Annotated in this window: 23 protein-coding genes; 8 read left to right on the top strand and 15 right to left on the bottom strand. The window is 35.7% G+C overall.

The window, feature by feature from the left end:
• From ACY651_RS19650 to ACY651_RS19635, 4 genes are all read left to right on the top strand, one after another.
• Window positions 1–1,434 (top strand): DUF5686 family protein (locus ACY651_RS19650; protein WP_462255212.1); only part of this gene is annotated, 1,434 nt, incomplete at its 5' end.
• Between the two features lie 121 nt (window positions 1,435–1,555).
• Window positions 1,556–2,602, top strand: a complete 1,047-nt coding sequence (gene trhO, locus ACY651_RS19645) for an oxygen-dependent tRNA uridine(34) hydroxylase TrhO (protein WP_462255211.1) — start codon at window positions 1,556–1,558, stop codon at window positions 2,600–2,602.
• 308 nt (window positions 2,603–2,910) lie between these two features.
• Window positions 2,911–3,465, top strand: a complete 555-nt coding sequence (locus ACY651_RS19640; protein WP_462255210.1) for a cupin domain-containing protein — start codon at window positions 2,911–2,913, stop codon at window positions 3,463–3,465.
• 159 nt (window positions 3,466–3,624) lie between these two features.
• The gene (locus tag ACY651_RS19635) at window positions 3,625–4,467 is read left to right on the top strand and encodes a helix-turn-helix domain-containing protein (protein ID WP_462255209.1); all 843 of its coding nucleotides are present in this window, start codon (window positions 3,625–3,627) and stop codon (window positions 4,465–4,467) included.
• 206 nt (window positions 4,468–4,673) lie between these two features.
• Here the strand turns inward: ACY651_RS19635 and ACY651_RS19630 are convergent, their stop codons facing one another.
• The 9 genes from ACY651_RS19630 to ACY651_RS19590 all read right to left on the bottom strand — a co-directional run bounded on the left by ACY651_RS19630 (window position 4,674) and on the right by ACY651_RS19590 (window position 12,720).
• Window positions 4,674–5,612 carry a hypothetical protein gene (locus tag ACY651_RS19630; RefSeq protein ID WP_462255208.1) on the bottom strand — a complete coding sequence of 313 codons (939 nt, stop codon included), beginning with the start codon at window positions 5,610–5,612 and terminating at the stop codon, window positions 4,674–4,676.
• Window positions 5,613–6,119: 507 nt separating this feature from the next.
• Window positions 6,120–7,559, bottom strand: coding sequence for a serine hydrolase (locus ACY651_RS19625; protein ID WP_462255207.1), 1,440 nt, complete (start codon window positions 7,557–7,559; stop codon window positions 6,120–6,122).
• Between the two features lie 181 nt (window positions 7,560–7,740).
• Window positions 7,741–8,235, bottom strand: coding sequence for an SRPBCC family protein (locus tag ACY651_RS19620; protein WP_462255206.1), 495 nt, complete (start codon window positions 8,233–8,235; stop codon window positions 7,741–7,743).
• Between the two features lie 225 nt (window positions 8,236–8,460).
• Entirely contained in the window at window positions 8,461–8,829 is a 369-nt protein-coding gene (locus tag ACY651_RS19615) for a TfoX/Sxy family protein (protein ID WP_462255205.1), read from the bottom strand.
• A 163-nt stretch (window positions 8,830–8,992) separates the two neighbouring features.
• Window positions 8,993–9,508: a toxin-antitoxin system YwqK family antitoxin gene (locus tag ACY651_RS19610; protein WP_462255204.1), complete on the bottom strand. Its 516-nt coding sequence runs from the start codon at window positions 9,506–9,508 to the stop codon at window positions 8,993–8,995.
• 4 nt (window positions 9,509–9,512) lie between these two features.
• Window positions 9,513–10,472: a hypothetical protein gene (locus ACY651_RS19605; protein ID WP_462255203.1), complete on the bottom strand. Its 960-nt coding sequence runs from the start codon at window positions 10,470–10,472 to the stop codon at window positions 9,513–9,515.
• Between the two features lie 298 nt (window positions 10,473–10,770).
• Complete coding sequence (locus tag ACY651_RS19600; RefSeq protein WP_462255202.1) at window positions 10,771–11,316, bottom strand: hypothetical protein; 546 nt, start codon at window positions 11,314–11,316, stop codon at window positions 10,771–10,773.
• Window positions 11,317–11,360: 44 nt separating this feature from the next.
• The gene (locus ACY651_RS19595) at window positions 11,361–11,834 is read right to left on the bottom strand and encodes a VOC family protein (protein ID WP_462255201.1); all 474 of its coding nucleotides are present in this window, start codon (window positions 11,832–11,834) and stop codon (window positions 11,361–11,363) included.
• A 70-nt stretch (window positions 11,835–11,904) separates the two neighbouring features.
• Window positions 11,905–12,720: an AraC family transcriptional regulator gene (locus tag ACY651_RS19590; protein ID WP_462255200.1), complete on the bottom strand. Its 816-nt coding sequence runs from the start codon at window positions 12,718–12,720 to the stop codon at window positions 11,905–11,907.
• A gap of 483 nt (window positions 12,721–13,203) precedes the next feature.
• On the opposite strand from ACY651_RS19590, the gene ACY651_RS19585 reads away from it, so the two are divergent.
• On the top strand, window positions 13,204–14,307 hold the full coding sequence (locus ACY651_RS19585) for a Gfo/Idh/MocA family protein (protein WP_462255199.1): 1,104 nt from the start codon (window positions 13,204–13,206) through the stop codon (window positions 14,305–14,307).
• 217 nt (window positions 14,308–14,524) lie between these two features.
• Here ACY651_RS19585 and ACY651_RS19580 read toward each other — a convergent pair whose 3' ends face one another.
• From ACY651_RS19580 to ACY651_RS19565, 4 genes are all read right to left on the bottom strand, one after another.
• Window positions 14,525–15,073 (bottom strand): REP-associated tyrosine transposase, encoded by a 549-nt coding sequence (locus ACY651_RS19580; RefSeq protein WP_462255198.1) that lies wholly within the window; start codon window positions 15,071–15,073, stop codon window positions 14,525–14,527.
• Window positions 15,074–15,797: 724 nt separating this feature from the next.
• A complete protein-coding gene (locus ACY651_RS19575) occupies window positions 15,798–17,090 on the bottom strand; it encodes an amidohydrolase (protein WP_462255197.1) in 1,293 nt (430 codons plus the stop codon).
• Window positions 17,091–17,240: 150 nt separating this feature from the next.
• Entirely contained in the window at window positions 17,241–18,800 is a 1,560-nt protein-coding gene (locus ACY651_RS19570) for an acyl-CoA mutase large subunit family protein (protein WP_462255196.1), read from the bottom strand.
• 70 nt (window positions 18,801–18,870) lie between these two features.
• Window positions 18,871–19,392, bottom strand: coding sequence for a DUF7935 family protein (locus ACY651_RS19565; protein WP_462255195.1), 522 nt, complete (start codon window positions 19,390–19,392; stop codon window positions 18,871–18,873).
• 214 nt (window positions 19,393–19,606) lie between these two features.
• Here ACY651_RS19565 and ACY651_RS19560 point away from each other — a divergent pair, with 214 nt between their 5' ends.
• Window positions 19,607–19,951 (top strand): HesB/IscA family protein, encoded by a 345-nt coding sequence (locus ACY651_RS19560; RefSeq protein WP_462255194.1) that lies wholly within the window; start codon window positions 19,607–19,609, stop codon window positions 19,949–19,951.
• Window positions 19,952–20,055: 104 nt separating this feature from the next.
• Window positions 20,056–21,306 carry an NAD(P)/FAD-dependent oxidoreductase gene (locus ACY651_RS19555; protein WP_462255193.1) on the top strand — a complete coding sequence of 417 codons (1,251 nt, stop codon included), beginning with the start codon at window positions 20,056–20,058 and terminating at the stop codon, window positions 21,304–21,306.
• A 30-nt stretch (window positions 21,307–21,336) separates the two neighbouring features.
• Here ACY651_RS19555 and ACY651_RS19550 read toward each other — a convergent pair whose 3' ends face one another.
• The gene (locus ACY651_RS19550; protein WP_462255192.1) at window positions 21,337–21,948 is read right to left on the bottom strand and encodes a zinc-ribbon domain-containing protein; all 612 of its coding nucleotides are present in this window, start codon (window positions 21,946–21,948) and stop codon (window positions 21,337–21,339) included.
• A gap of 106 nt (window positions 21,949–22,054) precedes the next feature.
• Window positions 22,055–25,039 carry a protein translocase subunit SecDF gene (gene secDF, locus ACY651_RS19545; protein WP_462255191.1) on the bottom strand — a complete coding sequence of 995 codons (2,985 nt, stop codon included), beginning with the start codon at window positions 25,037–25,039 and terminating at the stop codon, window positions 22,055–22,057.
• 291 nt (window positions 25,040–25,330) lie between these two features.
• Here secDF and ACY651_RS19540 point away from each other — a divergent pair, with 291 nt between their 5' ends.
• Window positions 25,331–26,569 carry a serine hydrolase gene (locus ACY651_RS19540; protein ID WP_462255190.1) on the top strand — a complete coding sequence of 413 codons (1,239 nt, stop codon included), beginning with the start codon at window positions 25,331–25,333 and terminating at the stop codon, window positions 26,567–26,569.
• The last annotated feature ends 33 nt before the right edge of the window (window positions 26,570–26,602 follow it).

The raw sequence follows: 26,602 nt of genomic DNA, 5'->3' as shown, positions 1-26,602 counted from the left end.
AAAAAGCCTGCGGCTTATTGGGATACTATACGGCCTGTTCCCTTAGAGGCGGAAGAGAAAAAAGATTACGATGTTAAAGACAGTATTTACCTGTTGCGTAAAGATTCAATCTTAAGTAAACGTTCTGTAGATTCGCTAAATAAAAAACAGGGCAAGTTAAAACCGCTGGATATTTTTTGGAAAGGTATCGACAGAAAACATTACACTAAAACCAATACCACCAGCTGGGGAATTGAACCATTGGTAAAGGCTTTGGAATACAATACCGTTGAAGGTGTTGCTGCCAACGCCAACTTCTATTTTAATAAATACCTGAAAAAAATAAAATCTAATTTTTCCATTCAGCCACATGTACGTTATGGTTTTAATAATACCCATTTAAATGCCTGGGCCGATATTAATTTTAATACAAGAGACTGGAATAGCGATAAAAAAATAAAACGGGAGAACTGGAGTTTATCAGGTGGTAAAAGAGTAAGCCAGTTTAATAAAGAAAGTACCATAACACCATTAAATAACTCCATTACCACTTTATTTTGGGGCGATAATTTCATGAAGATCTATGAAAATTATTTTGGCAGCATTGGATTCAGCAAACGTTACGAAAGTGGATTAAAGTTATCAGTTAACAGTTTGTACGAAGACAGGATGCCGCTTGACAATACCACTAATTTTACCTTATTTAAAAAAGATTCCATCAATATTACAGGCAACTATCCTGTAAACGAAATAATTAAAAACCAATTTACACCTCACCAGGTATTTTTGCTAAGCTTTGATATCAGTATTAAACCGGGGCAAAAATATATTCAGTTCCCTAATAATAAAGTTGCAATAGGTTCTAAGTATCCTACATTCAGTTTTAACTATACCAAAGGCATCGAAAATATTTTTGGCAGTGATGCAAATTTTGATAAATGGAAATTCTCGGTTAATGATACCAAAAACTTTAAGCTTGCAGGCGAGTTAAAATATAAAATTGGCATTGGCGGTTTTATAAACAGCAAAAAAGTTTATATACAGGATTACCAGCACTTTAATGGCAACCGTTCCACTGCCGCCAGCGAATATGTAAACAGTTTTCAACTGGCACCCTATTATGCCAACAGCACTGTTGCAAATTTTTATTCCATTGCACATATTGAACATCATTTTAATGGCTTGATAACTAATAAAATTCCTTTGTTTAAAAAATTAAATTGGAATTTGGTAGCGGGCAGCAATGCTTTTTATGTTAACCAAAAAAATAATTATGCGGAGGCATTTATTGGCCTCGAAAATATTTTTAAAATTTTACGGGTAGATTTTGTTGCCGCATATACCAACGGTAAACAAACTACCACAGGCATACGCATTGGTTTTGGTGGTATTATTGGCGGCAATATCCGCAAAAACGGAACCGGTCAAAACAGTACCATTTCTATAAGTTTATAATATTTATCTTTATAAAATAAAATTTGGTTTGCCTGCAAGCATCCAATCCAGCACACAAAGTCAGACGGGACGTCAGACCATGTGTGTAAAGATTTCCTTAACCGGATCAAATTAAAAAACTATGGCAATATTACACAACCGCATTTCGCAGGCGGAACTTAAAAAATTATTGTACCGGGAAACGGAGCAACGCACCACCATTTCATTCTACCATTATTTTACAGTAGCAGATCCCAAACAGTTTAGAGATGAGTTGTATAAAGCCTTAAACGAATTAAAAGTTTTTGGCCGCATTTACATTGCACACGAAGGTATTAATGCACAAATAAGTGTGCCCGAAACTAATTTCGAAGCATTAAAAAATTATTTAAATTCCATTGAACCGCTTAATGGCATACGATTAAATATTGCAGTGGATGATGATGGCAAAAGTTTTTGGGTATTAAAAATTAAAGTAAGAGAAAAAATTGTTGCCGACGGCATTACCGATCCCAACTTCAGTATGGCAAAAAAAGGCAATTATGTAAATGCTGTACAAATGAACGAACTTTTAAAAGATGATAATACTGTAGTGATTGATATGCGTAATCATTACGAATACGAAGTGGGGCATTTTGAAAAAGCCATAGAAATTCCCAGCGATACTTTCCGGGAGCAATTACCGATGGCAGTGCAAATGATGCAGGATAAAAAAGAACAGAATATAATTATGTATTGCACCGGCGGCATCCGCTGCGAAAAAGCCAGTGCTTACATGCTGCACAATGGTTTTAAAAATGTATTTCATTTGCAGGGCGGCATTATAAATTATGTACGTGAAGCAAAAGAAAATAATTTACCTGGAAAATTTATAGGCAAAAATTTTGTTTTCGACGACAGGCTGGGGGAGCGGATAACGGCAGATGTAATTGCACAATGCCACCAGTGCGGCCTACCCGCCGATACACATACCAACTGCAAAAACGATGGCTGCCATTTGTTATTTATACAATGCGATACTTGCGCCACAAAATACGATGGTTGCTGCAGTACCCAATGCCAAACCGTTTATAACTTACCAGCAGAAGAGCAAAAAGAATTGCGAAAAGGGATTGATAAAGGCATGATGGTTTTTAATAAAAGTAAAAAAAGATTGCGGCCAAGATTAGATGAAATGAATAAGAAATAGTTATTCAACTCTCTATTCCGTTCCAGCGGGGTTTGCACACTAATAAAATTTTAAGGTAATAAACAGTAACTGTGCAACCCCACTGTTGTGATATCTTTAAATTATTTACCGCCATCCCCCTTGGTTGCCGGGAGTAACAGCATGATGGTTAAGCAGCTTTTATTCAGCAGGGTTTCACCGAAATAGTTTTTAACTTTTTTTGCTAATGCGGTGAAAACCCGCTGGAACTACCCATTTTAAAAATGTCTCTTTTTTACCACCAACCAATATCTTTCCTCACTCATCTTTACATTTCAAAATTTACAATTATGAAACGTAAACAATTTTTACTTAGTTCACTGTTGGCAATTCCTGCTATCGCATTGTCAAAAAACAAATTTCAAAATAATCCAGATGCCGGCAAAGAACCTTTTGTAGTAAATGCCGGCCAATCCCGTTTTGGAGATACTATAAAATTTTTAGGTGTACACCACAACGATTTAAAAATATCTTCTAAAGATACCAACGGGCAATTATCAGTTTTTGAATACACAGGTCTGGCAAAAGTGGGTCCTTCACTGCACATGCATTTATACCAGGATGAAATATTTTCTGTATTGGAAGGGGAATATCGTTTTGTAGTGGGAGCGGACACCCATTATTTAAAAGCAGGACAAACCATTTTTCTTCCCCGCAATATTCCGCATACATGGATACAGCTAACTGATAAAGGAAAGCTTATTTATTTTTTACAGCCTGCCGGTAAAATGGAAGAATTTTTTACGCTGATGAATAGTTTAAAAGAAAGGCCTTCGCCGGAAGAACTGGAAAAATTTCATACCGCACACGGCATGAAATTAATGGGCCCGTCACTGAGTTTGTAATTTAATTGGTAACTTAACTTTTAAATACAGCATACTTTATTTTGTTATACCAAACTGAATTTCATTTTAGGTGAATGTGTGTTGGCTGAAATTCAAGCAAAGCCTTTGTGTGCAGGCCTTTGGTAAATACCGGATGGAATAACCTTAAAATTCAAATCGGTGCTACTAAAAGATTTTATACCCGCCGCCGATGTGCAGGAGTTTGTACAACTCTACCGCATTGTACACCTCAGTTTTGCCCATGGCGAGGCCGTTCCCGTAAAGGCCTACCCGCCACGGCCCGAGCATTGCCTGGCATTTTATCCCTTCGATACCGAAATAGTGGAGTATAAAAATTCAGGACGAATTGTAAAAAATATTCCCGTGGTTTTGTATGGACAGTTTAGCGAAGTTACTAACCGCAGCATTGGTAAAAATTTTTTAGTAGTGCAAATTATTTTTAACCCCGGTGCACTGTTCCGCTTAACAGGCATTGCCGCTACTGCATTAACCAACGAATATATTGATGCAGAAAATATTTTTTCTTCGCAATTACAAAATGTAAACGAACAATTATTTTTTGCAACAACGTACCCTGCAATGATAACCATAGTAAATAATTTTGTACGCAGCCTTATTAAAAAACAACAAAAGCCCAAACTGTTATTGGATGATGCCTGTACTTTCTTGCTGCAAAAAAAGGACAGCCTCAGCATAGATGCACTGGCAAAACAAGCCTGCCTCAGCACCAAACAATTAGACCGAAAATTTAACGAACGCACCGGCGTAAATCCAAAACTCTATGCAAAAATTATCCGCTTCGACAGGGCATTCCGTTTTAAAAACTCCCATCCGCATTTAGACTGGTTACGCATTGCAGTAGAATGCAACTATTACGATTACCAGCACCTGGTAAAAGATTACAAAGCCTTCACCGGCCTTTCACCCACCGCCTTTCACGAAATAGAAAACAATGCCCCAGAAAGAAAATTTGGATTGAGCGAAGGGTATTATAAAGAGTGATTGTAAACTTTATTATTTTTTTTTGGGGGGGGCAAGCATTTGTTCTTTAGGCATCATCGTTGCGTCGCACTCTTGTACGGCAAATCTTTATTGAACTTTTATTGAAGCGTAGATTGAAGGGGTGGTTTTAGCGTTTATACCAGCTGGAAATTAAGGGAATAGTTTTAAGCTGAGAATTAAAAAATTTATGTTGCTTTGCTTTAGTTTTAGTCTATTACACTAAATCGTTTTGTTTTAAAATCAATAATTACAGTATGATCCAGAAAAAGTTTATTTCCGATTGCACCTGCAACTTTTGCTTCATCAAATATTTCAGATTCTCCCTTTTCTAAATAAATTACCATATCCTTATACGTTTTACCCGCTATTTTAACTGCTTTGTTAGTTTTGCCTCCTAATGCATTATATACATTGCCCGACTCACCGTTATTAATATTGTATAAGGTATCTGTAAGTTTTTTTGGGGCAAAAGATGTTGATACCTTTGGTGTTACATTAAGCGTAAACATGCTTGCGCCGCAATCATACATAAAATTTAATTTTTCAGAGCCTATTTGCACAGGCAAAATAATTCTGTTTTTATAAAATTGAAACGGCGAAGAATTTATTTTTTGTTCGTAAAACTGTTTCGACAAGCTATCGCAATAACCTATTTTTTTATTTTTAAAATCCAGTACCAAAACTTTATCCTTAAAAATATCTACACCAATAGTTCCAATACTAAAGCCTTTGTATTTGTCAAGATAATCTTGTGGAAAGTCTCCGCCAATTTTATCATTTTTTAAAATTACATTAGGTAATATAGAATTGTCAAATATAAATGGGGGTGTAAATATTTTATACCAATTGCCATTATAAGCAGTGTCAATACGTTTTATTTTATCAAGTAAGTAAGGGTATTTTGTTGTAAATTTCTTAAAAGTTCCCCCTTCAATATAAGTATATGGGCTTCCGGTATCGAGTTGCCAGCGAAAGAAATAGTCAAGCGTATCAAGCTTTGAAGTGATTAGCATTACATCTTTTTCCGAAGGGTCAGCCCATTCAAAAATTGACCAAGACACATTTTCATTTTTAAATTTATTTTGCCCAAACGAATTTAGAACTGCTAAAAGTATAAATGATGATATAATTAAAAACTTTTTCATTGTAGTTGTGTTTTCAAAAAGTTAAAATCAGTAAATGGCTGTTCAATAAAATTAATAAATTTAAATTAAAATTATCTCTTTGTGATCCTAACTGGCGCAAATGTTCCGCATTAGCGGTTCACTTGTCTCTATTAGGATTTATAGAATCAAAGCAGGAGATATTTAATTTGCAATTTATCAATTTACCCGTTACTGTTTGCTGCGGTTAAAAACCGCCTGAGCTATTTGTCACAAGTGAACTGCCTGCGGCAGAACACTTGCGCCAGTGAATATCAATAAAAAAAAATAACTTTTATATACGCTGCAATAAAAGCTCCCCAAAGATTTACTGTTGAATCCCGTAAGTACGGGACCAATGTCGCCCCACCAGGGAACAAATGTTTATAACAAAAAATTCTACTTTCAAATAATTACAGTGCATTTATTTGGTTACTCAATGGCACTACACTTAAACGGAAGTTTTGCCTTGCATAATATCTTCGCTAATTATTTCCACAATCCTCGCCTTCACTTACCTTCCAATTCCTTCAACCTGTTTTTTGCTTCTTCATAACCCGGTGTTATTGCCAATGCTTTTTTATAAAACGTAATGGCTTCTTCTTTTTTGTTAAGTGCTGCATAAATATTACCCATTGTTACCAGTATTAAATCTTTAGTAGGAAATTCTGCAACATTATTTTCAGCAATTATTTTTGCATCTTCATATCTCTTAAGGTCAAGTAATTGCTGAGCAATAAAATTCATAGATATCCAGTCGATATAATAATGAGCAGTATCCGTTTTCATTTTTTTATATTCTTCAATAGCTTTTGTAACTCCAATTTGCTGAATATAAGTTTCCATTTTTTTGTGTACAGGTGATTTAAGATTAACCGGTTTGTTGTACAGCACTTTGTATAAATTACCTGTTATACCAAAAAAATCAGTTGGCGAACTGTTGCAAAGTATAACCACTACACTGTTGCTAGCAGGAACTCTGCGGATAAAAGAAATAAATCCTTCTGTCATACCCAAATGAAAGTTAGACATTACACTATCCGTAGTGGTGTATTTAAATTGTTTGTTAAACCAGCCATAGCCGTATTGGGCCGGTTCAATACCGGGTGCAAACATTTCTGCTGTTAGTGCTGCATTCAATAAACTGTTATTAGATAATGCTAAATGAAATTTAAAAAGATCTTCTACTGTGGAATAAATGTCGCCGGTGCCCATAGTATTGGATTGGTCTCTGAAATCGGAGGAAGTATAACCGCCAAAACTATAATCGTATCCTGTTGCCCTGTTGGGTACAATCTGCGTATGATAGTAAGAACCGGAATTGTTCATACCGGTTTTTTTAAAAATATCATCCGTCATTAATTGAGCATAGGTTTTATTGGTTACTCTTTCCATAATATAACCTAAAGTAAAATAGCCCCAGCTGCTGTAAGCATAGCGGGTACCGGGTTTAAATGCAAGGGCTGCATCCATAAATATTTTTACATAATCCTGCCGGGTAAAATTTTGTCGGCTTATCCGTGGAAAAAAATCTTTTATAATATCATAATTGGGTATGCCCGATGTATGGCTAAGCAATTGCCGTATGGTAACAGCAGCCGCCGGTTTGTTTTTAAATTCCGGTAAATAATCTTCAATGGTTTTATCCAAAGCCAGTAAACCTTTTTGCACCTGTATTAAAACCAATGTTGCCGTTATAGGTTTTGAAACAGAGCCGATCATAAATTTTGTATCTGTTCTGTTAGCAATATTCCATTCCCTGTTAGCCAGGCCAAATGCATCTTTGTAAATAACTTTTCCGTTTTCTGCTACCAGTACTGCGCCATCAAACATGTTGTAGTTATGATAAGCCTGCATCATTGCTGAGAGTTTGGCTTTTTTATTTTGTGCAAAATTTATTTGCCCAAAGGTTAGGCTGATAAGCAGGATAATTAATTTTTTTAAATGCATAGGTTATCATTTAAGAGTGGCGTTACAAATTATATACAACTTACAAAAAAAGGCCGAATTATATTTCGATTGAACAGGAGCGAAGGTTGCAGCGGAAGATTAGTGAAACATGGGGGCGGGGAACAAGCCACTTCATATTGTCAAACTGTTGTTGTAAGTTGGCCATTGATTCCTTTAAAATTTATGTACGATGTTGATCTGGCCATGGCCTGCCTTTGCCGGTTTCACAAAATAGCTTCAGGCTTTTAAGAAATTGCCCCCAGGTATAGCTGCATTCAGCAAACATCAATGTATATTCTTTCCAGTCATCATGATGGAAAATTAACAGAGTTCCTTTATCATTTTTTTGCTGTTCTACCTGACCCTGCATTTCAGGATATGAATTCAGCAATGTTTCTTTATCTGCTGGCAGCAATTTAAAAGAAATATTAGTCCCTATCCACTCGCCGGCACCTTTTGTGCAATTCCAGTTAACCAACTCCAAAGGTTTTAATGCTGTAATTTTCATTTCTTTGAAGTAACCGGCGCCAAAAGGAAAATGTGCAAAGCTGTTGAGTGCTGCCTTAGCGTTAGTGTCGGGTGTCCACCAGGCCGATAAACCTTCCTGGGTGGTAATTGCACTATAAACTTTTTCAACTGGTACACCGATAAGTAAAGCATAATGAATGTTTGGCATGTTGTAATGTTTTTAATTAATGAGCAAAAATCTGTGGTTAAATAGAATATTTTTTTACGGCTCATGCCTTAACTAACCATTAGCTTCGGTACCTGAACATAAAGTAAAATACAGATTTTTACAACCCATTTTCAAAATAATTACAGTGCATATATTGAGTGCTCAATAGTATTACAATTAAAAGGAAGAGAAGATTGCAGCGAACTACTCTTGATTATACCAATCTTAGCGGTTCGTTGTTCTTTTTCGTGAATGCTGATTTTTGTCTTTCCTTTTATTTTTTTTAAGTTTTGGTTCGGGCAATTCATTAACTGTAATTTTTATTAATTTTCTCAGCCACTCTCTATCATCCAATTTTTCTTCAATTAAAAAACTTGGTTTTGCTCCTGGGTATGGTGGTGCTTCAACAACGTCATTTATATATTCTCTTCCCGATTCAGTAGGCTTAATAAATAGTTTATTGTCACAAATAAGAGCAAATAATTTGTTGTCAAAATACAGTCCGTATTCACCAAACATTTTCTTATGTGTAACTTGCTTTGAAAAACCGATTTGGTCAACAATATAATCTACAAATTTTTGTTCTGATGCCATTATATAACTTCGTTTAATTTAAACTCTCTAAGTGGCCCTGTGTGGCACAAGTTCGCTGTAGCGGTGCAATTGTGTCTATAGCGTTAGCGGTTTTGTAACCATTGAACAACCTGCGGTAAAACACTTGCAATATTGATAGATTGTATGCCCCTCAACAGTGATTTTATTTAGCCTCTACTAATTTGTCTTCCTTATACACTTCTGTTTTTTGCAAAATTCCATTTTCATTGTAAAATTCCCAGATTCCTTCCTTCTTACCTTTTATATAACTACTTTTCGTTTTTAATTTACCATTGGGATAGTACACATAAAAATTTCCTATTGGTATATCTGTATCATAAAATTCATCTTGCCGCAGTTGCCCGTTTTCATGAAAATATTTCCAGGAACCATTTCCTTTTCCGTTTAACCAAAACGATGAAAACTTTAAATTGCCATTTTCATACCATTCTTGAAATTGACCACTGTAAAAACCTTTACTTACTTCAATCCAAATTTTTTGTTTGCCATTTGCGTAATTGTCAACTATAAATCCTGTAAAAAGTTCACCTTTTAATTCGTTAATGGTTACTCCATTTTTCTGCTCAGTTTGTTTAATTTCTTTAATGTTTACAATATTTTGAGCATAACAAAAAGAAGCAGATAAAATAGTAATAATAGCAATGGTTATAAATTTCATTATTTTAATTTTTAAACAGTTCATTAAATTTCAGTGCTTTTGTTTCTAGATAGTAAATACTCCAAATGCCATCCATCTCCGGGTTTGTCCTTTTCTCTCTGCTAAAGAAAAAGTATTTTCCATCTCTTGAAAATCTTGGGCTGCTTTCTTCTGCTGTTGTATTTATTAAACTGCCTATGCCTTTTGCCTTTGTCCAGCCGGTAGCAGTTTTCTTTGCTATGAATATATCTTCGCCACCAACACCGCCTGGTGCACCCGAAGAATTAAAAACTAAATAATTCCCATCAGCTGAATAAACGGCGGAATATTTCCAGTATTTTTCATCATCAAATAAACCGCTAATCTTTTGTGGCCTTGTAAAAGTGCCATTAAGGGCTTTGGTGGTATAAATTTGAATTGACTTGCTGCCCCTTACCATAGTGGTATAAATGAAATTTTTGTCATCATTTGAAAATATAAAATTTTCGTTTGATGATGGCCATTCCTCACCTGTTTCCTGTACCTGGTTAATAATATCCTGCAAAGCTGTTGGAATACTCCATCCGTTTGCTGTTTGCTCTACCTTCCAAATGTTCATATCAAAGTTTCCTTTGGTTGGCCTATTTGGAATAGGTCTTTGAGAACCGAAATACAAAGTTTTTCCATCCCCTGTTAAAAAAGGCGTTTCATCTCTGTCGGTTGAAAATGTACATATTTCAGGAGTTGTCCAGTTTCCGTTTTTGTAATTGGATTGCATAATTTTTTGCTTTTCATTGCCTTTTCTTTTTGTAAAATATGCAGTTTTACCGGTTGGTGAAAATGAAATATCAAACACACTCTCGCTGGTGGTGCAAATAGTTCCTGCTGCAAAAATTTCTGGTGTCAATATTTCGTTAGAGGAGTAGTTTATTTTATTTTTAGTAATTACAGGGCTGCACTGTGTAAATACAGTTATAATAAATATTCCAAAAATTTGTTTATTCATTTTAATTTAGTTTGCTGGGTAACCCCAAAAAATTACTGCTGGCATTTCTATCGCTAATATACGCTACTTGTTGTATAAAAATATACTTGCATATTTACTTTTTGCTTAGGCAATAAAACTTTTTAGATAATTAGAGTAGCGCAAATACAAAAGCAGCTAATTAAACTTCTCCCTTTTAAAATATTATTTAATTTGCTCTTTATTACTTTAACTGTTACTAACCGCTGTGGTTACCCCCCCCTGAGATATTTGAAACAAGAGAACTGCCTGCGGCAGAACACTGCGCCAGTGAGGAGCTCTATTTTATTTTTGTCATGTACATAAACCAATTCCATTCCCAAGTATGCCCATTATCGTTTGAAAAAGCCTGGCTCCAAACAGGGTTGTCTTTGTCCCTTGCATCCCAACGAAAAGCAACTAAGATATTTTTTCCATTGAATATATCTTTTGTAATGAAGTATCCGATATTATTTTCAAATGACCCTAATACTGGCGGGTCTAATCTTCCTTCGTTGGAATCTGCCCAATAAATACTCCATAATTTTGTTTTAGGATTGAAAAGCCTTACGGTCATTCCTTCAAATGGCTGTCCGTTAAATGTGGCAATAAAATTATCAATATTTCCAATTCCATTTAGTACTTTATACATCTCCTGGGTTGATTCAAACTCTGTCCATTCACTACAATTATTTAACCTTGATTTTAATTTTCTATTATGAAGATCCCATTTGCCTTCAAAAAAATCGAAGTCTTGTTTTGACGAAGTTGGGGAAGCTACAATAATTAACTCGCCGTTTGTATCAAAATTAATCTCAGGCATTTCTAAATTTTGTACTGATGTCATTTCTTTAATTTTTTTCAGGTTTAGCTTTTGCTGATTTTGGGCTATTATTTATCCTGGGGCAAATATTTTACAATGTCAATCCCAATTCCGTTGGGATCTTGAATTGCAAAATGCCTGTCGCCCCAGGGCTCATTACGAATGTCAATTTTAATTGCTACTCCTTTCTTTTTTATCTCGCTGTAAACTTTATCTACATCATCCACTTCAATAGTAAGGTACATACCCTGGCCTGCAAAAGGCTTTTGAAATAAAGATTGCTGGCTGGGATGGTTGGGCAGTAAAAAACTAATTTCTGCTTCTTTGTTGGGCGTATGCAATAAAAGATAAAATTCGTTTTCAAATGTTACCCCAAAGCCTAAAATATTAGTGTAAAATGTTTTTGTGTCCGCTAATTTTTCTGTTACGATACCTGCATTTAATTTCATTGTAATTTGATTTTTAATTATTGAATTAGTTTGTGAGCATGCGTTTACAGTAAAGTAAAATATTGTAAATGCTGTTAAAAAATATTTCATCATTTTGCTTTTTAGTTTACAGAACAAAATTCTAAAATATTACAAACCAATCATTGTAAAAATCGGACATTTTTTATCTTCCGAATGCTTTGGCGGGTGTAACCCCATAAAAGTTTTTAAACTCTTTTATAAAATGTGCTTGGTCGTAGTAGCCAACATCAAAAAATAATTTATTTTCTCTTAAGCTTTGTGTAGAAGGCTTGGCTCTTAAAATATTTTGAAAACGAACTACTTTGCTGAAAGTTTTTGCTGTGTCGCCGACATAAAACTGAAAAAGCCTGCGCAACTGTCTTGGGCTGATGCCTGTATCCAGATCTGTTTCAATATTAAGTACCCCAAAATTTGCAAGAATAATATTTATGGATTCATATAGTCTTGTATCGTTGTTAAATTGTATTGTTGTAATCAGTTCTAAAAAATAATTGTCAAACAGTGCTTTAATTTCTTTTATGTTTAGTTGTGCTTCAAAATTGTCTGCAATAAACGACGCTGTTTCAGGAACAACTATTTTTAAATGCTCAAAACGATTGCTTAACGCTGATGCGTTTATATTGAAAATTTGCGGAAACATTGTAGGCAAAAACCGAACACCGATGTAATGAAATGAATTATTAAGAGGGAATGCTGTATATTTTTTACAGAACCCCATTACAAAATTTTCCTGTGGATTGTTGAGTTCAAAAAAAATATCAATGCACCCGTCCGCTACTACTTTATAATTGAATGGTTCTTTAAGTGTTTGGTTTGTTTTAAGTTCCCAATAACAATAAATGTATGGTTCAAGTTGTAAGTGTGGTAAAAATTCAGCATAAGTAACATTGTCAGCCGATTGTTTAATAGTCGGTTGAATTGGATTGTAAAGTTGCCTTATGTTTACTGGAAGTTTCAAATTTGTATTGTGTTCCTTTAGAAAGACCGCTAAAATATATCTCAACGCTAAAATACACTACTTTTTGGGTAAAGGGATATCTGCAAATTTACGGTTTACTAAAGGCTATAAAAAAATGCATGACTGCTTTTTCATAGGGTAAATACAAATCTATTTAAATAAAAATTATCTCTTTCAAAAGTCGTATTAATAAAAAAATCGCTTTTATATACCCTGTAATAAAAGCTCCACAAAGATTTACTGTTGAATCCCGTAAGTACGGGACCAATGTCGCCCCACCTGGGAACCAATGTTTGCAACAAAAAAAATTCAGCACTGGTTCTTGTCTTCAAGAAACATTCACTTTAATACCTGGCCTGAAAATATAAAAGCGTACAAATTTATCCATCAGTTTATTTTCTTTACGGCATAAAAAAAGCAACAGTGTTATGATAAAACAAAAAGAATGTTGTACATTTTACTTCTCTTTTAAAATTAATTATTATGAAAATTATTTCCAGGAGAAGCGTTATTAAAAATATTGCACTTGGCAGTGCTGCAATAATGAGCGCACCCAACAGTTTAATTGCAGGATGCAGCAGCAGGAAAAATAATAAACTGGGTGTGGCTTTAGTGGGCCTGGGTTATTACAGTACCGATCTGCTGGCGCCTGCCCTGCAACAAACAGCCAATTGTTATCTTGCAGGCATAGTAACAGGTACGCCTGCAAAAGCTGAGGCATGGCAAAAAAAATATAATATCCCGGATAAGAATATTTACAATTATAAAAACTTTGATGAGATAGCCAATAACCCGGCTATTGATATAGTGTATGTGGTATTGCCGCCAAGTATGCATCACGAATACGTAGTACGTGCAGCTAAAGCAGGCAAGCATGTGTGGTGCGAAAAACCGATGGCCATAAACCCACAGGAATGCCAGCAAATGATTGATGCCTGTAACAACAATAAAATTACACTTGCAATTGGCTATCGCCTGCAGCATGAACTTAACACACAGGCCTGGCAAAAAATTGTAAATGAACAATTACTGGGCAAAGTAAAACAAGTGAAATGTGCAGCAGGATATTTTGATGGACGAACCAATCACTGGAAACAGATTAAAGCTATGGGTGGCGGTGTGTTGTACGATATGGGTGTATATGCCATACAGGGTGCAAGGTTAGGCACAGGTATGGAACCCATCACCATTCTATCTGCTAAAACGTCTACCACAAGGCCGGAAATTTATACAAACGGTTTGGATGAAACAACCGTTGCCACATTAGAATTTCCCGGCGGTGTTGTAGCCGATATTAAAACAAGCTTTGGAGAGAATGTAAATTTTCTCGACATCAGTTGTGAAAAAGGAAATATTAACATGGCACCGTATTCTGCCTATGCCGGTTTAAAAGGCAAAAGCAATTTGGGCGAAATTAATTTTAGTTACCAGGTGCCGTGGCAGCAGGCTAAACAAATGGATGATGATTCAAGATCTATTAAAGAAGGCAAGCCCATGCTGGTACCTGGAGAAGAAGGTTTAAGGGATATTAAAATTGTAGAAGCTATTTACAAAGCTGCTGCTTTGGGGCAGGCTGTAAAATTATAGCGTAACTAATCTACAAGACTGTTGTCATCACAAACCATTCGCATAGCTGGCACATTTCAAAATGTAATACCTAACTGGCGCAAGTGTTCCGCTTTAGCGGTTCACTTGTGTCTATTAGTCTTAGCGGTTTTTAACCGCAGCATTAACATACCTATTCTAAAAAAACAGCTCATTAAAAACACCACTATTATGCTGTTAGTCGCTAGCAACTAAATATTTACAAAAGTTCAACCTTCAACAACCCATGCTCATTAGTGTAATAATCAATGGCACTGCTATACTTATAATGCCAGGGCTCCCATATTAAGCCACTTCTTACCGGGTTTTCATGCAAATAGTCTAACCGTTGCTTAATTTTTTCGGCAATGTTTAATTCTATCGGGTGATAGTCTTGTTTCCAAAATTGAAACTCTTTATTGTTATTATTATTTTTTCCGGTGTAGCTAAAAATGTTCAGCATCCACTCCTTTCTGCTTTCCATATTATTTTCCTGTATGGCTTTTATAATTTGCTTACTCGTATATTTTTTCAGGTCTCTTACAATAGATTCAATTTTATTGCTGTTACTACTTATTATTAAATGCACATGATTGGTCATTATTACCCGTGCATCCAGTACCATTCCTTTATTTTCCTGGCAATATTTTAAACTTTCAATAAATAACTCTTTATACCGCTCTCTGCTAAATACATCTATCCAGCCTGCCACTGAAAATGTTACAAAATGTGGTATGGCGTCTTCGCCTACTTTATATTTACTACTCATAGTTTTTTATTTTACCTGCATAAATTATAATCAACATTTGTTTTGATATTGTTTTATAAAAAAGGGATTTATAGAATTAGAGCAGGAAATATTTAATTTGTAATTTATTAATTTACTCGTTGCTGCTTGCTGCGGTTAAAAACCGCCTGAGCTATTTGTCACAAGTGAACTGCCCGCGGCAGAACACTTGCGCCAGGGAGGGAAGCAAATGGGGGAAATTATGCCCAGAAAAAGGTATCTTTAATTCTACCAATATGAACATCTAATTTTAAATATCATGAATAAGCTTTTTTTTATTTTAAAATTAATTGGCGTTGTTTCTCTAATAATTTGTGTATCACTTTTTGCAGCAGGCCAAAATAATACAGCTGGCATATTAATTTCCATTTCGCTTTTTTGTTTTGCCTTAATTGTTGCAGTGAAGATTTCAAATTATTACCATAATTATCACACTAACAAGAGACGGACTTAAAGCCAGAAATAACTTGATTAAAAATAAATCAACCTTTTACCAAAAAATCTAAGGCGTGAGCCGAATAAATCAATTATTCGGCTCATAAAGTTTTCAGCTAAGCAAAAACAGACTAGCCAAGCTCATATAAAATATTCTTCGCTTCCAAAAAAGTTGCCCAATGGCATGCCATTGAAAGGATCCCGCCTTGGGCGGGACGATGTTGCCATAAAAAACTGAAGGTGGTAAAAAAAAATAAGTTTAAATCAAACCCTACTTCATCTTTCCATAATCCATTACCAGGTGGCAAAATGTTTTTACACCTATGTACAATTTACTGTCGTCAACCATAAAATCGGGAGTGTGGTGTGGCGGTGCATTTTTGGGGTCATTGCCTTTGGGCATGCCGCCAATATAAAAAAAGAAAGCGGGGGCTTTAGTACCGAAATAGCTAAAGTCTTCGGCACCGGTAACCCATTCCATTGCACGTACATTTTCTTTTCCGGCTGCGGTTAATAAAGAAGGAATCATTTTATCTACCAATGCAGGCGTGTTGTAGGTTACCAATGTTTTGGTATCAATTTTTACTTCGGCAATGGCGTTGCTGGCTTCGGCAATTTTTTCGGCAGTGAGTTTTATTCTTTGGTGTACATCAGTTTGCATTTTACTGTCTAATGTTCTTATAGTACCATCAATTAAGCATTCTTCAGGTATAATATTATTTCTTACACCACCATGAATTTTGCCCACTGTAATTACAACAGGGGCTTTGGTAAGATCCATCTGGCGGCTTACAATATTTTGCAGACCTTCAATAATTTGTGCCGATACACTTATAGGATCTACGCTTAACCATGGCTGTGCGCCATGTGCCGATTTACCTTTTACTTTTATAGAAAACCAATCCGACGATGCCATAAATGCACCTTGCTTATATTGAATTTCGCCGGCCGGAATCCAGCTTTCTATGTGCATACCAAATATCACATCCACTTTTGGGTTTTCCATCACGCCTTCTTTTACCATCAATGCTGCACCACCTTCTTCATCACCGGGTGCACCTTCTTCTGCCGGTTGAAAAATAAATTTAACCGTGCCTGCAATATCTTTTTTCATGCTGGCTAAAACTTCGGCTGTACCTAAAAGCATGGCCACATGTGTGTCATGTCCGCAGGCATGCATTACCGGAACTTTTTGTCCTAAATAATCTGTACTGTCTTTAGAAGCATAAGAAATATTTACTCTTTCTTTTACCGGCAATGCATCCATATCAGCACGTAATGCCATACATGGTCCTGGCTTACCGCCTTTTAAAATGGCTACCACACCGGTTTTGGCAACATTGGTTTGTATTTCTAATCCCAAAGATTTTAAATGGTTTACAATGTAGGCTGCGGTTTTAAATTCACGGTTACCCAACTCGGGGTTTTGGTGTATGTGCCTGCGCCATTCTACTAATTTAGTTTGAATGGCCATAGCTTTTGTATCAATGGTTTTTGAAATGTCCTGTGCAGTAATTGCTGTTGTGCAGAGAACAAAAAAAAGTAGCGCAGTAGTTTTTATCATAAGTTAAAATTTCCTTTTTAAAGATGTTTAAATTTATTGAAGAAGCCACTTTTTATTTATCAGTACTTCGACAAGCTCGGTATGAAAAATAAAAAAGCTGTCAGCCTGCGCTTGTAGAAGGAGGGTGAAGCTAATGCTTCGAAAAAAAAATTATTTATACTCCCCAAAAACTTTCCGCAATTCATCAGCAATCTCTCCCAATGTACAATAATTTTCAACGGCATCTACAACAGCAGGCATAAGGTTTTGTCCGCTTATAGCATACTGATTAATTTTGGTTAAGCAAGCAGCAACTTTTTCTGCCGAACGATTTTCTTTTAGTTTTTTTATTTTTTCTATTTGAACGCTTTGTATATTTTCATCTATTTTAAAAACCGGCGTGGTATTTTTTTCTGCTGACTGAAATTTATTTACCCCCACAATTATTTTTTCGCCACTTTCAATATTACGCTGGTATTCGTAAGCGCTTTTAGCAATCTCGTTTTGCATAAATCCTTCCTCAATGGCTTGTACACTGCCGCCCATGGCATCTATCTTTGCAATCAATTGCAAAGCAGCAGTTTCAACTTCAGCGGTAAGGGATTCTACAAAATAACTGCCGGCCAACGGATCGGCTGTATCGGCAACACCACTTTCAAAAGCTACAATTTGTTGCGTACGCAAAGCAATTTTTGCAGCTTCCTCAGTAGGTAAACTTAAAGCCTCATCGTAACCGTTAGTATGTAAAGATTGTGTGCCGCCCAATACAGCTGCAATAGTTTGTATGGTTACCCGGCTGATATTATTTTGAGGTTGCTGAGCTGTTAAAGTACTGCCACCAGTTTGTGTATGAAAGCGCAGCATCATAGCTTTAGGATCTGTAGCGCCTAAATCTTTCATGATAGTTGCCCAAATTTTTCTTGCAGCACGGAACTTGGCTACTTCTTCAAACAAATTATTATGGGCATTAAAAAAGAAGGAGAGGCGTTTGCCAAAAACATTAATGTCTAATCCTTTTTCCAATGCCGCTTTTACATAGGCTTTGCCATTACTTAAAGTAAAAGCAATTTCCTGTACTGCCGTGCTGCCAGCTTCACGTATATGATAACCCGAAATAGAAATGGTATTCCATTTAGGCACTTCGGTTGCACACCATTCAAAAATATCGGTGATGATACGCATAGAAGCTTTAGGCGGATAAATATATGTTCCTCTTGCAGCGTATTCTTTTAAAATATCGTTTTGTATGGTGCCGGTAATTTTTTTAAGATCGGCACCATTTTTTTTTGCTACTGCAACATATAAAGCCAGTAAAATAAAACCGCTTGCATTAATCGTCATCGAACTCGAAACTTCTTCTAAATTAATACCCTGAAAAAGTATTTCCATGTCTTCTAAACTGTCGATAGCAACACCTACTTTTCCTACTTCACCATCTGCTAAAGGATGATCGCTGTCGTAACCAATTTGTGTAGGCAGATCAAAAGCAACACTCAAACCGCTTACACCCTGGCTCAATAAATAATGATATCTTTTATTACTTTCTTCAGCAGTAGAAAATCCTGCATACTGGCGCATGGTCCATAGTTTGCCCCTGTACATATCGGGCTGCACACCACGGGTGTAAGGAAATTCGCCGGGCAATTCGTTATTAGTTTTTACATCAGTACTGTAATAAACCTGCTTTATTCCAATACCCGAATCAGTAACTATTTTCTTTTCATTTGCCATACACTTGTTTTATAAAACTCCCTTCGATAACTCTTGGAGGGTTTAGAACCCTCCAAGAGTTTAACACACTTTACTTCAATATTTTTTGCGACTCGTAATGCAATGCTTCTAAAACAATTTTATTTATTTCAGCATTATTTGTCATGGTATATTCTAAAAGTGCTTTGCTTAATTCAATTGCGGCTGCATTGGCCGGCAGTGTTGCTGCAATCTGGTTGATAATAAAAATATTCTGATCCCTTAATTTAGTAACCGCTTTCCACATTTCGGCACTTACATAAATTTGCTGGGTAACATTATATTCGTACTCGTTGTTTAATGTTTGCAGTAAAGTCATTTGCATTTCTCTTGCACTCATTTCATCTGAGTATGTTTTTGAAACAAGATTTTTAAGCCCGGCTCTTTCGGCATATAAGGTAAGCCTTTCGTAAGCCTGCAATTTTAATTTTATAGTTTCATTGTTGATACCCAATCGCAATTTAATCTCTTCTTTCATACCGTTAAATTCGGCCAGCAGCCAGGCAATAGCAATAAAGAAAAGAAAAGTGCCGGCAATTTGAATATGGGTCGAGTTAATCTCCAGTAAATACATAGATATAATTTAGGCAACAAAAATAAGGTAAAAGTTAATGGGGAATTGCGAATGGTAAATGGTGAATATTTTGTGATTGATAATTCGTTATTAAAAAATCACCATTACCGGTATTTTGCAGGCCTAGTTAAAAGATTCAGAAATTCCTGTTTTCGAAAGGAGGCGTTGTTGCCACGGTTTAAATTATTTATACCTTTGTACTAAATTAATAAAGATGGAAACTACAACAGAAGCTCCTGTTACACTTACTAAAACTGCGGTAGAAGAAATAAACCGCCTGATGCATGCAGAAGGTTTTGACGCCACTCAGCAATTACGCATTGGCGTAAAGGGTGGTGGCTGCAGCGGCATGACCTATGTTTTAGGCTTTGATGCAAGAACTGATAAAGACGAAAGTTTTGAAATAAATGGCATCCCCTGCATCATGGAAAAATCTCATGGCATTTACTTAATGGGCATGGAAGTAGATTGGCAGGGTGGATTAAATTCAAGAGGTTTTACTTTTAATAATCCTAATGCAAGTAAAACCTGCGGCTGCGGAACAAGTTTTGCAGTGTAAATAATAATTAAGTTTTCAGTTTTATAAAAAAGCCATTCAAAAAAATTGAATGGCTTTTTATTTTGCTAACACTTATCTTCATATAACTTCAAAGTTTTTATTAATTGACCACACCCGATTATTCCACAGATATTTTAATAGCAGGCGCTGGCCCTGCAGGTGCTGTTACATCTATCTTTTTAGCGAATGAAAAAATTAACCATATCATTATTGACAAAGCAATTTTTCCACGGGATAAAATATGTGGCGATGCCATGAGTGGAAAAACAGTAGGTATTTTAAAAAGAATTACAACTGACTGGCAACAATATTTTTTGGATAATACTGAAGCCTTAGTAAGCAGGGGCATACAATTTATTGACAGTGATAATAATTGTTTGAGTATCCCTTTTCAATCAAGTGCTGCTGACACAAAAAATACACCCGGCTTTGTAAGCAAGCGGATTGATTTTGATAACAGCTTAATAAAAATGATTGACGAAACGTTTGCAAACTTTATAACCGATTGTTCAATTGAATCTATTGAACATATTACTGAAGGGTTGTTAATAAAAGTAAAACATGCCGGTGTTGAAAAAACAATTTTCACAAAAATGATTGTGGGTGCAGATGGCCGTGGCAGCATTGTTGCTAAAAAAATGGCCATGCATAAAGTGATACCTGAACATTACAGCGCAGGCATACGGGCTTACTACAGCAATGTAGCTGGCATGCATGATGATAATTATATTGAGTTACATTTTTTAAAAGAAATGCAACCTGGATATTTTTGGATTTTTCCTCTGCCCAACGGTATGGCCAATGTGGGCATGGGTATGCTAAGCAGTGCTGTAGCAGCTAAAAAAGCAAACCTTAAACAACTGATGCTTGATGCAATTGAAAAAAATCCTGTAATTAAAAAGAGGTTTGAAAATGCAACACTTGAAAGCAAAATAGAAGGGTGGGGCTTACCACTGGGCTCAAAGAAAAGATCACTCAGCGGCAATCGTTTTTTGCTGGCAGGGGATGCCGCTTCGCTGATAGACCCATTTACCGGCGAAGGTATTGGCAATGCAATGGTATGCGGTTTGGTAGCATCAAGACACATAAAAAAAGCATTAGAAGCAAATGATTATTCAGCAGCATTTTTAAATGGTTACGATAAAGAAATTTACCATAAACTTTGGGCAGAATTAAAACTGAGCCATTACCTGCAAAAACTAAGCAGTAAGCCATGGCTGTTTAACTTTGTTATTGGCAAAGCCAGCCGCAGTAAAGAACTGAGAGAAACCATCAGTTGCATGTTTGAGAATGTGGACATCAGAAAAAAATTTACCAACCCCATGTTTTACCTGCGTATATTATTTAACAGGTAAAGTTTTTTAAAATAAAAATGTTGCACAGGATTATCTGTTCACGCCCTGAATTTCTCCTTTCTCTTTCATAACCAATAAATCTTTTTTTGCTATGGGCAAATAATCTTCTGTTATAAAACTGCTTGTTGCATTCATTTTAGATTGTCTTAAGCCACTTTGTTTATTAGATTGAAACTGGTTAAATAAAATATAAACAGAATCAGTTTTTACTTCACTCACTTTATACAATGTGTATTGCCCGTCGGTGGTTCTTATTTCATAAATATCTCCTGCTTTAGGTGCATTTAAAAAAGCAATATCTTTTTTATTATCTTCTCTTACAGAACTGATAACTGAAATTATCAGCACGGCAAAAAGTACTGCACCAATATATTGCCAGTAAGGCTTTTTTATATTTGCCTTCATCTCTTCGTACTGACTTAATAAATCTGAAGAAAATTCTTTTTTATTTAAAATTTGTTTGCAATGATTGCATTGGGTTATTGCCTCTTTTTTATAGGGAAAAACGGGTATCCAGAAAACATGAAAATACCTGCTGAACGTGTACATCTCTAAAGAATCTTTTGTGCCGCAGCTGCTGCACTTGGTGCCAAATAAACTTTGGTGGCCGGTTTTGGTAGCCCTGTTTCCAGAAATTATCATACGTAATTAATTTTAATTGAAACTGTAAAATAAGCTTATCAGTTTAATAAATAAAAAAACCTGTTATCTTTTTTTGATAACAGGTTTGTATTAATACGAAATTAAATTATGCTTTTTTAGCAGCTGCAATTGGTTTTGCAGGGGTAGCAGCACTGCTGATAATTTCTGCTTCGCCTAATGGTTTATCTTTTGCAAAATCAACCAGTATTGGTGCCGCAACAAAAATAGAAGAGTAAGTACCCGTAACCACACCAATCAACATGGCAAATGCAAAACCTCTTGTTACCTCTCCACCAAAAATAAATAAGATCAACAGGGTTAAGAACACCGTTAGTGATGTCATAATGGTACGGCTAAGCGTATCGTTAATGGCACGGTTAATGATATTGCCTTTTTCTGATGCTTTACTTCCCTTACTGTATTCCCTTATACGATCGAATACAATTACAGTATCATTCATACTAAATCCAATTACAGTTAACACCGCAGCTATAAAATGCTGATCAATTTCTAAAGGGAATGGTACAATGTTTTTAAAGAAAGAGAATACAGCTAATGTTACCAATACGTCATGCAGCAAAGCTACAATGGTACCCAACGAATATCTCCAGTCTCTAAAACGGATGAAGATATAAATGAAGATGGCGAAGATGGCAAAGATGGTAGCTTTAACGGCTCCTTTCTTCAAATCATCTGAAATACTTGGTTGCACTGTTGTAGTTCTTTGTACATACTTGGTGGTGGCAAATTCTGCGTAAGTTAAATTAGCAGGTAACACCTTTTTTAATCCTTCAAACAATTTAGTTTTTACTGTACTGTCTGCATTATCATTCTCAATTAAATAAGAAGTAGTGATATTAAGGTGACGGCTGTCGCCTTCTGTTTTAATGATAGGGAAATCGCCATTAAACGCATTTTTTAAATCGTCACGTACATCATCGTTTTTTACAGCTTTGTCAAATTGCACTGTATAACTTCTTCCTCCTTTAAATTCAACCCCCTGGTGAAAACCATTAAAAAAAGATGCAACACCTAAAAGCAATACCACAATAGAAATACTGTAAGCTACTTTTCTGTATTCAATAAATTTAAAGCTGGCATGTTTAAAAATGCGTTTAGATATAGCCGTAAAATAATTGAAGTGACGTTGTTTGTTCATCCATACTTCAGTAATCAATCTTGATACTAAAATTCCGCAGAACAATGAAAGTACAATACCAATCATTTGCGTAGTGGCAAAACCAAGTACAGGGCCTAAACCAAAAAAGAATAAAATTGCAGCGGTTAAGAAAGTAGTAACGTGGGCATCCAATACCGGTGCAAGCGAACGGCGGTAACCATCGTTAACAGCCTGCTGGTACGATTTTCCACGGGTAAGTTCTTCCTTTATCCTTTCAAAAATAATTACGTTGGTATCAACTGCCATACCAATGGTAAGTACCAAACCTGCAATACCGGCAGCAGTTAATGTAGCACCAAAAGCAGCCAATGTACCAATGGTAAATAATAAGTTTAATATTAAGGCAATGTTGGCCACCCAGCCTGCAGTGTTATAATATACCAGCATTAAAATAAATATCACCAAAAACGAAATAGCAAAAGCCATTGTTCCGCCTTTAACCGCTTCTTTACCTAAAGTTGCACCTACTTCCTGGCTGGCAACAATTTTAGCAGGCGCACTAACCTTACCCGATTTTAATGTTGTGGCAAGATCATTAGCTTCATCGGTAGAAAATCTTCCGGTGATAATTGAAACACCATCTTCAATGGCAGTAATTACATTTGGAGCAGAATATACAATATCATCTAAAGCAATAGCTATAGGTTTGTTTACATTTTTTGCAGTTAACCTTCCCCATAATTTTGCGCCAAGCGGTGTCATCTTCATTCTTATAGAGGGCTTACCCATTTCATCATAATCAAGATTGGCATCTTCTACTGATTCTCCTTCTAAAGGCGCTTTATCGCTGCCGGGCTGTGTTTTTACTGCATACAAAGGAAAATATCTTAAGTTTCCTTTTTCAGATTTTTCTTCTATCCCTAATAAAAATTTGCAATTGGCGGGTAAAGCGTTTTTAACAACTTCGTTATTGATGTATTTATAAAATAATGGAGTATCCTGCAAAGCAATATTTGCAATGGATGGAGAATAAGACGGGCCTTTACCATCTTTATTATCCTGCGGAGGAATTACACTTACAATTTTTAAAAATGGATTTGCATTTTGTGCTGCTTTAAGCGAATCAACTTTTACACTGTCGCTGCTAACACCATTTAAATAATTTTGCAATGCTATATCAGCTGCCTGTAAAGATGGGTATAATTCATCTACACGATATACTTCCCAAAATTGCAAATGAGCCGATGCTGATAATAATTTTTTTACCCTGTCCGGGTTATCAACTCCTGGTAACTCTACGTTAATAATACCTTTGTTTTCATCTAAATTAATATTGGGTTGAGCTACACCGAATTTATCAATACGCTTTAATAATACTTTATAGGTTTCGTTAATAGCGGTTTTAGATGTTGCCGTTAATTTATTAATTACCTGGTCGTCGTTATCTGTAATTTTTACATCTTTACCCTGGCCTGCAAACAAACCTGCTAATTTACCAGCACCATTTTGTTCTATGTAAGCATCTTTAAATAAGCTGATAAAATTTGCATCGCTGTTAATCTTTCTTTCTGTAGCTGTTTGAATGGCTTTTAAAAGTGTTGGATCTTTCGCATTATTACTTGATGTTTTCAGTAAACCATCAAGGCTTACATCCATTGTTACACTAAGGCCACCCTGTAAATCTAAACCAAGGTTTAATTCACTTTCTTTACATTGCTGATAAGTGGTACCAACAAGAGGGAATATGGCTTTATCTTTTGTAGCCAAAAGAATACTGTCAACTTTTGGTTTAATAGCAACCTTTAATTCTTCTTCGCCTTTAAGTTGCGGAGAAATTCTTTTTACAATTTTTGTAGCCTGTGCTCTTACACCGCTTTCATAGTTGCGTACCACCAAAGTGTACGACAGTTCCCAAAGTGATATTAAAATCAACGCAATGGTAAAAAACCAAACCAGCCCTTTCAATTTCATAATAGTAAACTTTTAATAGCTATTTCTTCTTTTTTAGAAGTGTGCAAAGATAGGGGAAAAACCAATTTAAGATTACTGCTTGTTAATTTTGCCCCTATCCTGTAAAAGATGACATTTGCGTTTCTATTTGAATCTTAATAATTAGTGCAATTTTCAATCAATAAACTGGCCTGCAATTTTAAATAAACCTTTTAAAATATAAATATGTTTTGTTTCCGTAATAATTTGAAGGTGCTGATAACCGCAATGTGTTTTTTATATGGCTGTTCTTCCACAAAAAAAATTACTCCTATGCCCCAAGCTCCGGTAACTGTTACCAGTGCAATACCTGTTGACAGCACAAAAACAGATGCTTTTTTAGAAAATTTACTTGCAGCAAACCCACAATATTTCGAAAGTGTTTTAAAAAATCGCAAACAATGGAACACACAAATTATTTATACTCAAATTAACCGTGGTGCCAATGGAATTGCGGCACTAAAAAACTATTATTTTAATGTAAACCCGGCTAATTATTTTTATCCGGCATCAACAGTAAAATTCCCAATAGCCTTACTGGCATTGCAAAAATTAAATGAGTTAAAAGATAAGGGTATAGACAGGAACACTACAATGATTACCGAAGCAGGCAATGCTTCTCAAACTGCAGTGTATAACGACCCAACAACGCCTGATGGCAAACCAACTATTGCCCAATACATAAAAAAAATATTACTGGTAAGTGATAATGATGCCTATAACCGGCTGTACGAATTTTTAGGGCAAGATTATATTAACAGCGAACTGCACAAAAAAGGGTACGAAGATGGGCAAATACTGCATCGGCTTGATATTGCCTTATCCGAAGAAGAAAACAGGCAAACCAACCCAATAAAATTTTTAGATGGTGCTAATAATGTTTTGTACGAACAACCGGTGCAAACCAATACATCTCAATATGCATTAAGAAACGACAGTATGGGAACCGGATTTTTAAAAGCCGGAAATTTAGTAAACGGCCCCATGAATTTTTCTAAGAAAAACAGGATTAGCCTTGAAGATCTGCACAGTATTTTAATCAGCCTAGTGTTTCCGAATAAGGTTTATGCAAACCAACGTTTTAATTTAACAGAAGATGACAAACAGTTTATTTTCAAATATATGAGTCAACTTCCAACGGAAAGTACATACCCGCCATATTCAGCAGATAGTGCCAGCTACTGGCCGGCATTCTGTAAGTTTTTATTGTTTGGAAGTGAGAAGGGAAACCTGCCAAAAAACATTCGTGTTTTCAATAAAATTGGAAAAGCTTACGGGCAAATTTTAGATGTGGCTTATGTGGTGGATTATGAAAAAGGAGTGGAGTTTTTTTTATCGGCTGTAATGTATTGCAACAGTGATGGTATTTTAAATGATGATAAATATGATTCTGAAACCATTGGTTTTCCTTTTATGAAAAACCTTGGCCAGGTAATTTATGACTTGGAAGTAAAGAGACAAAAAAAGCATTTGCCTGATCTTTCGAAGTTTAAATTCAGTTACGATAAGTAAACTATGTGTCAGACCACAACGCAGACTATAAAA

The sequence above is a fragment of the Ferruginibacter sp. genome (genome assembly GCF_031391665.1).
Taxonomy (GTDB): Bacteria; Bacteroidota; Bacteroidia; order Chitinophagales; family Chitinophagaceae; genus Ferruginibacter.
This window is presented reverse-complemented; position numbering and strand designations above follow the sequence as displayed.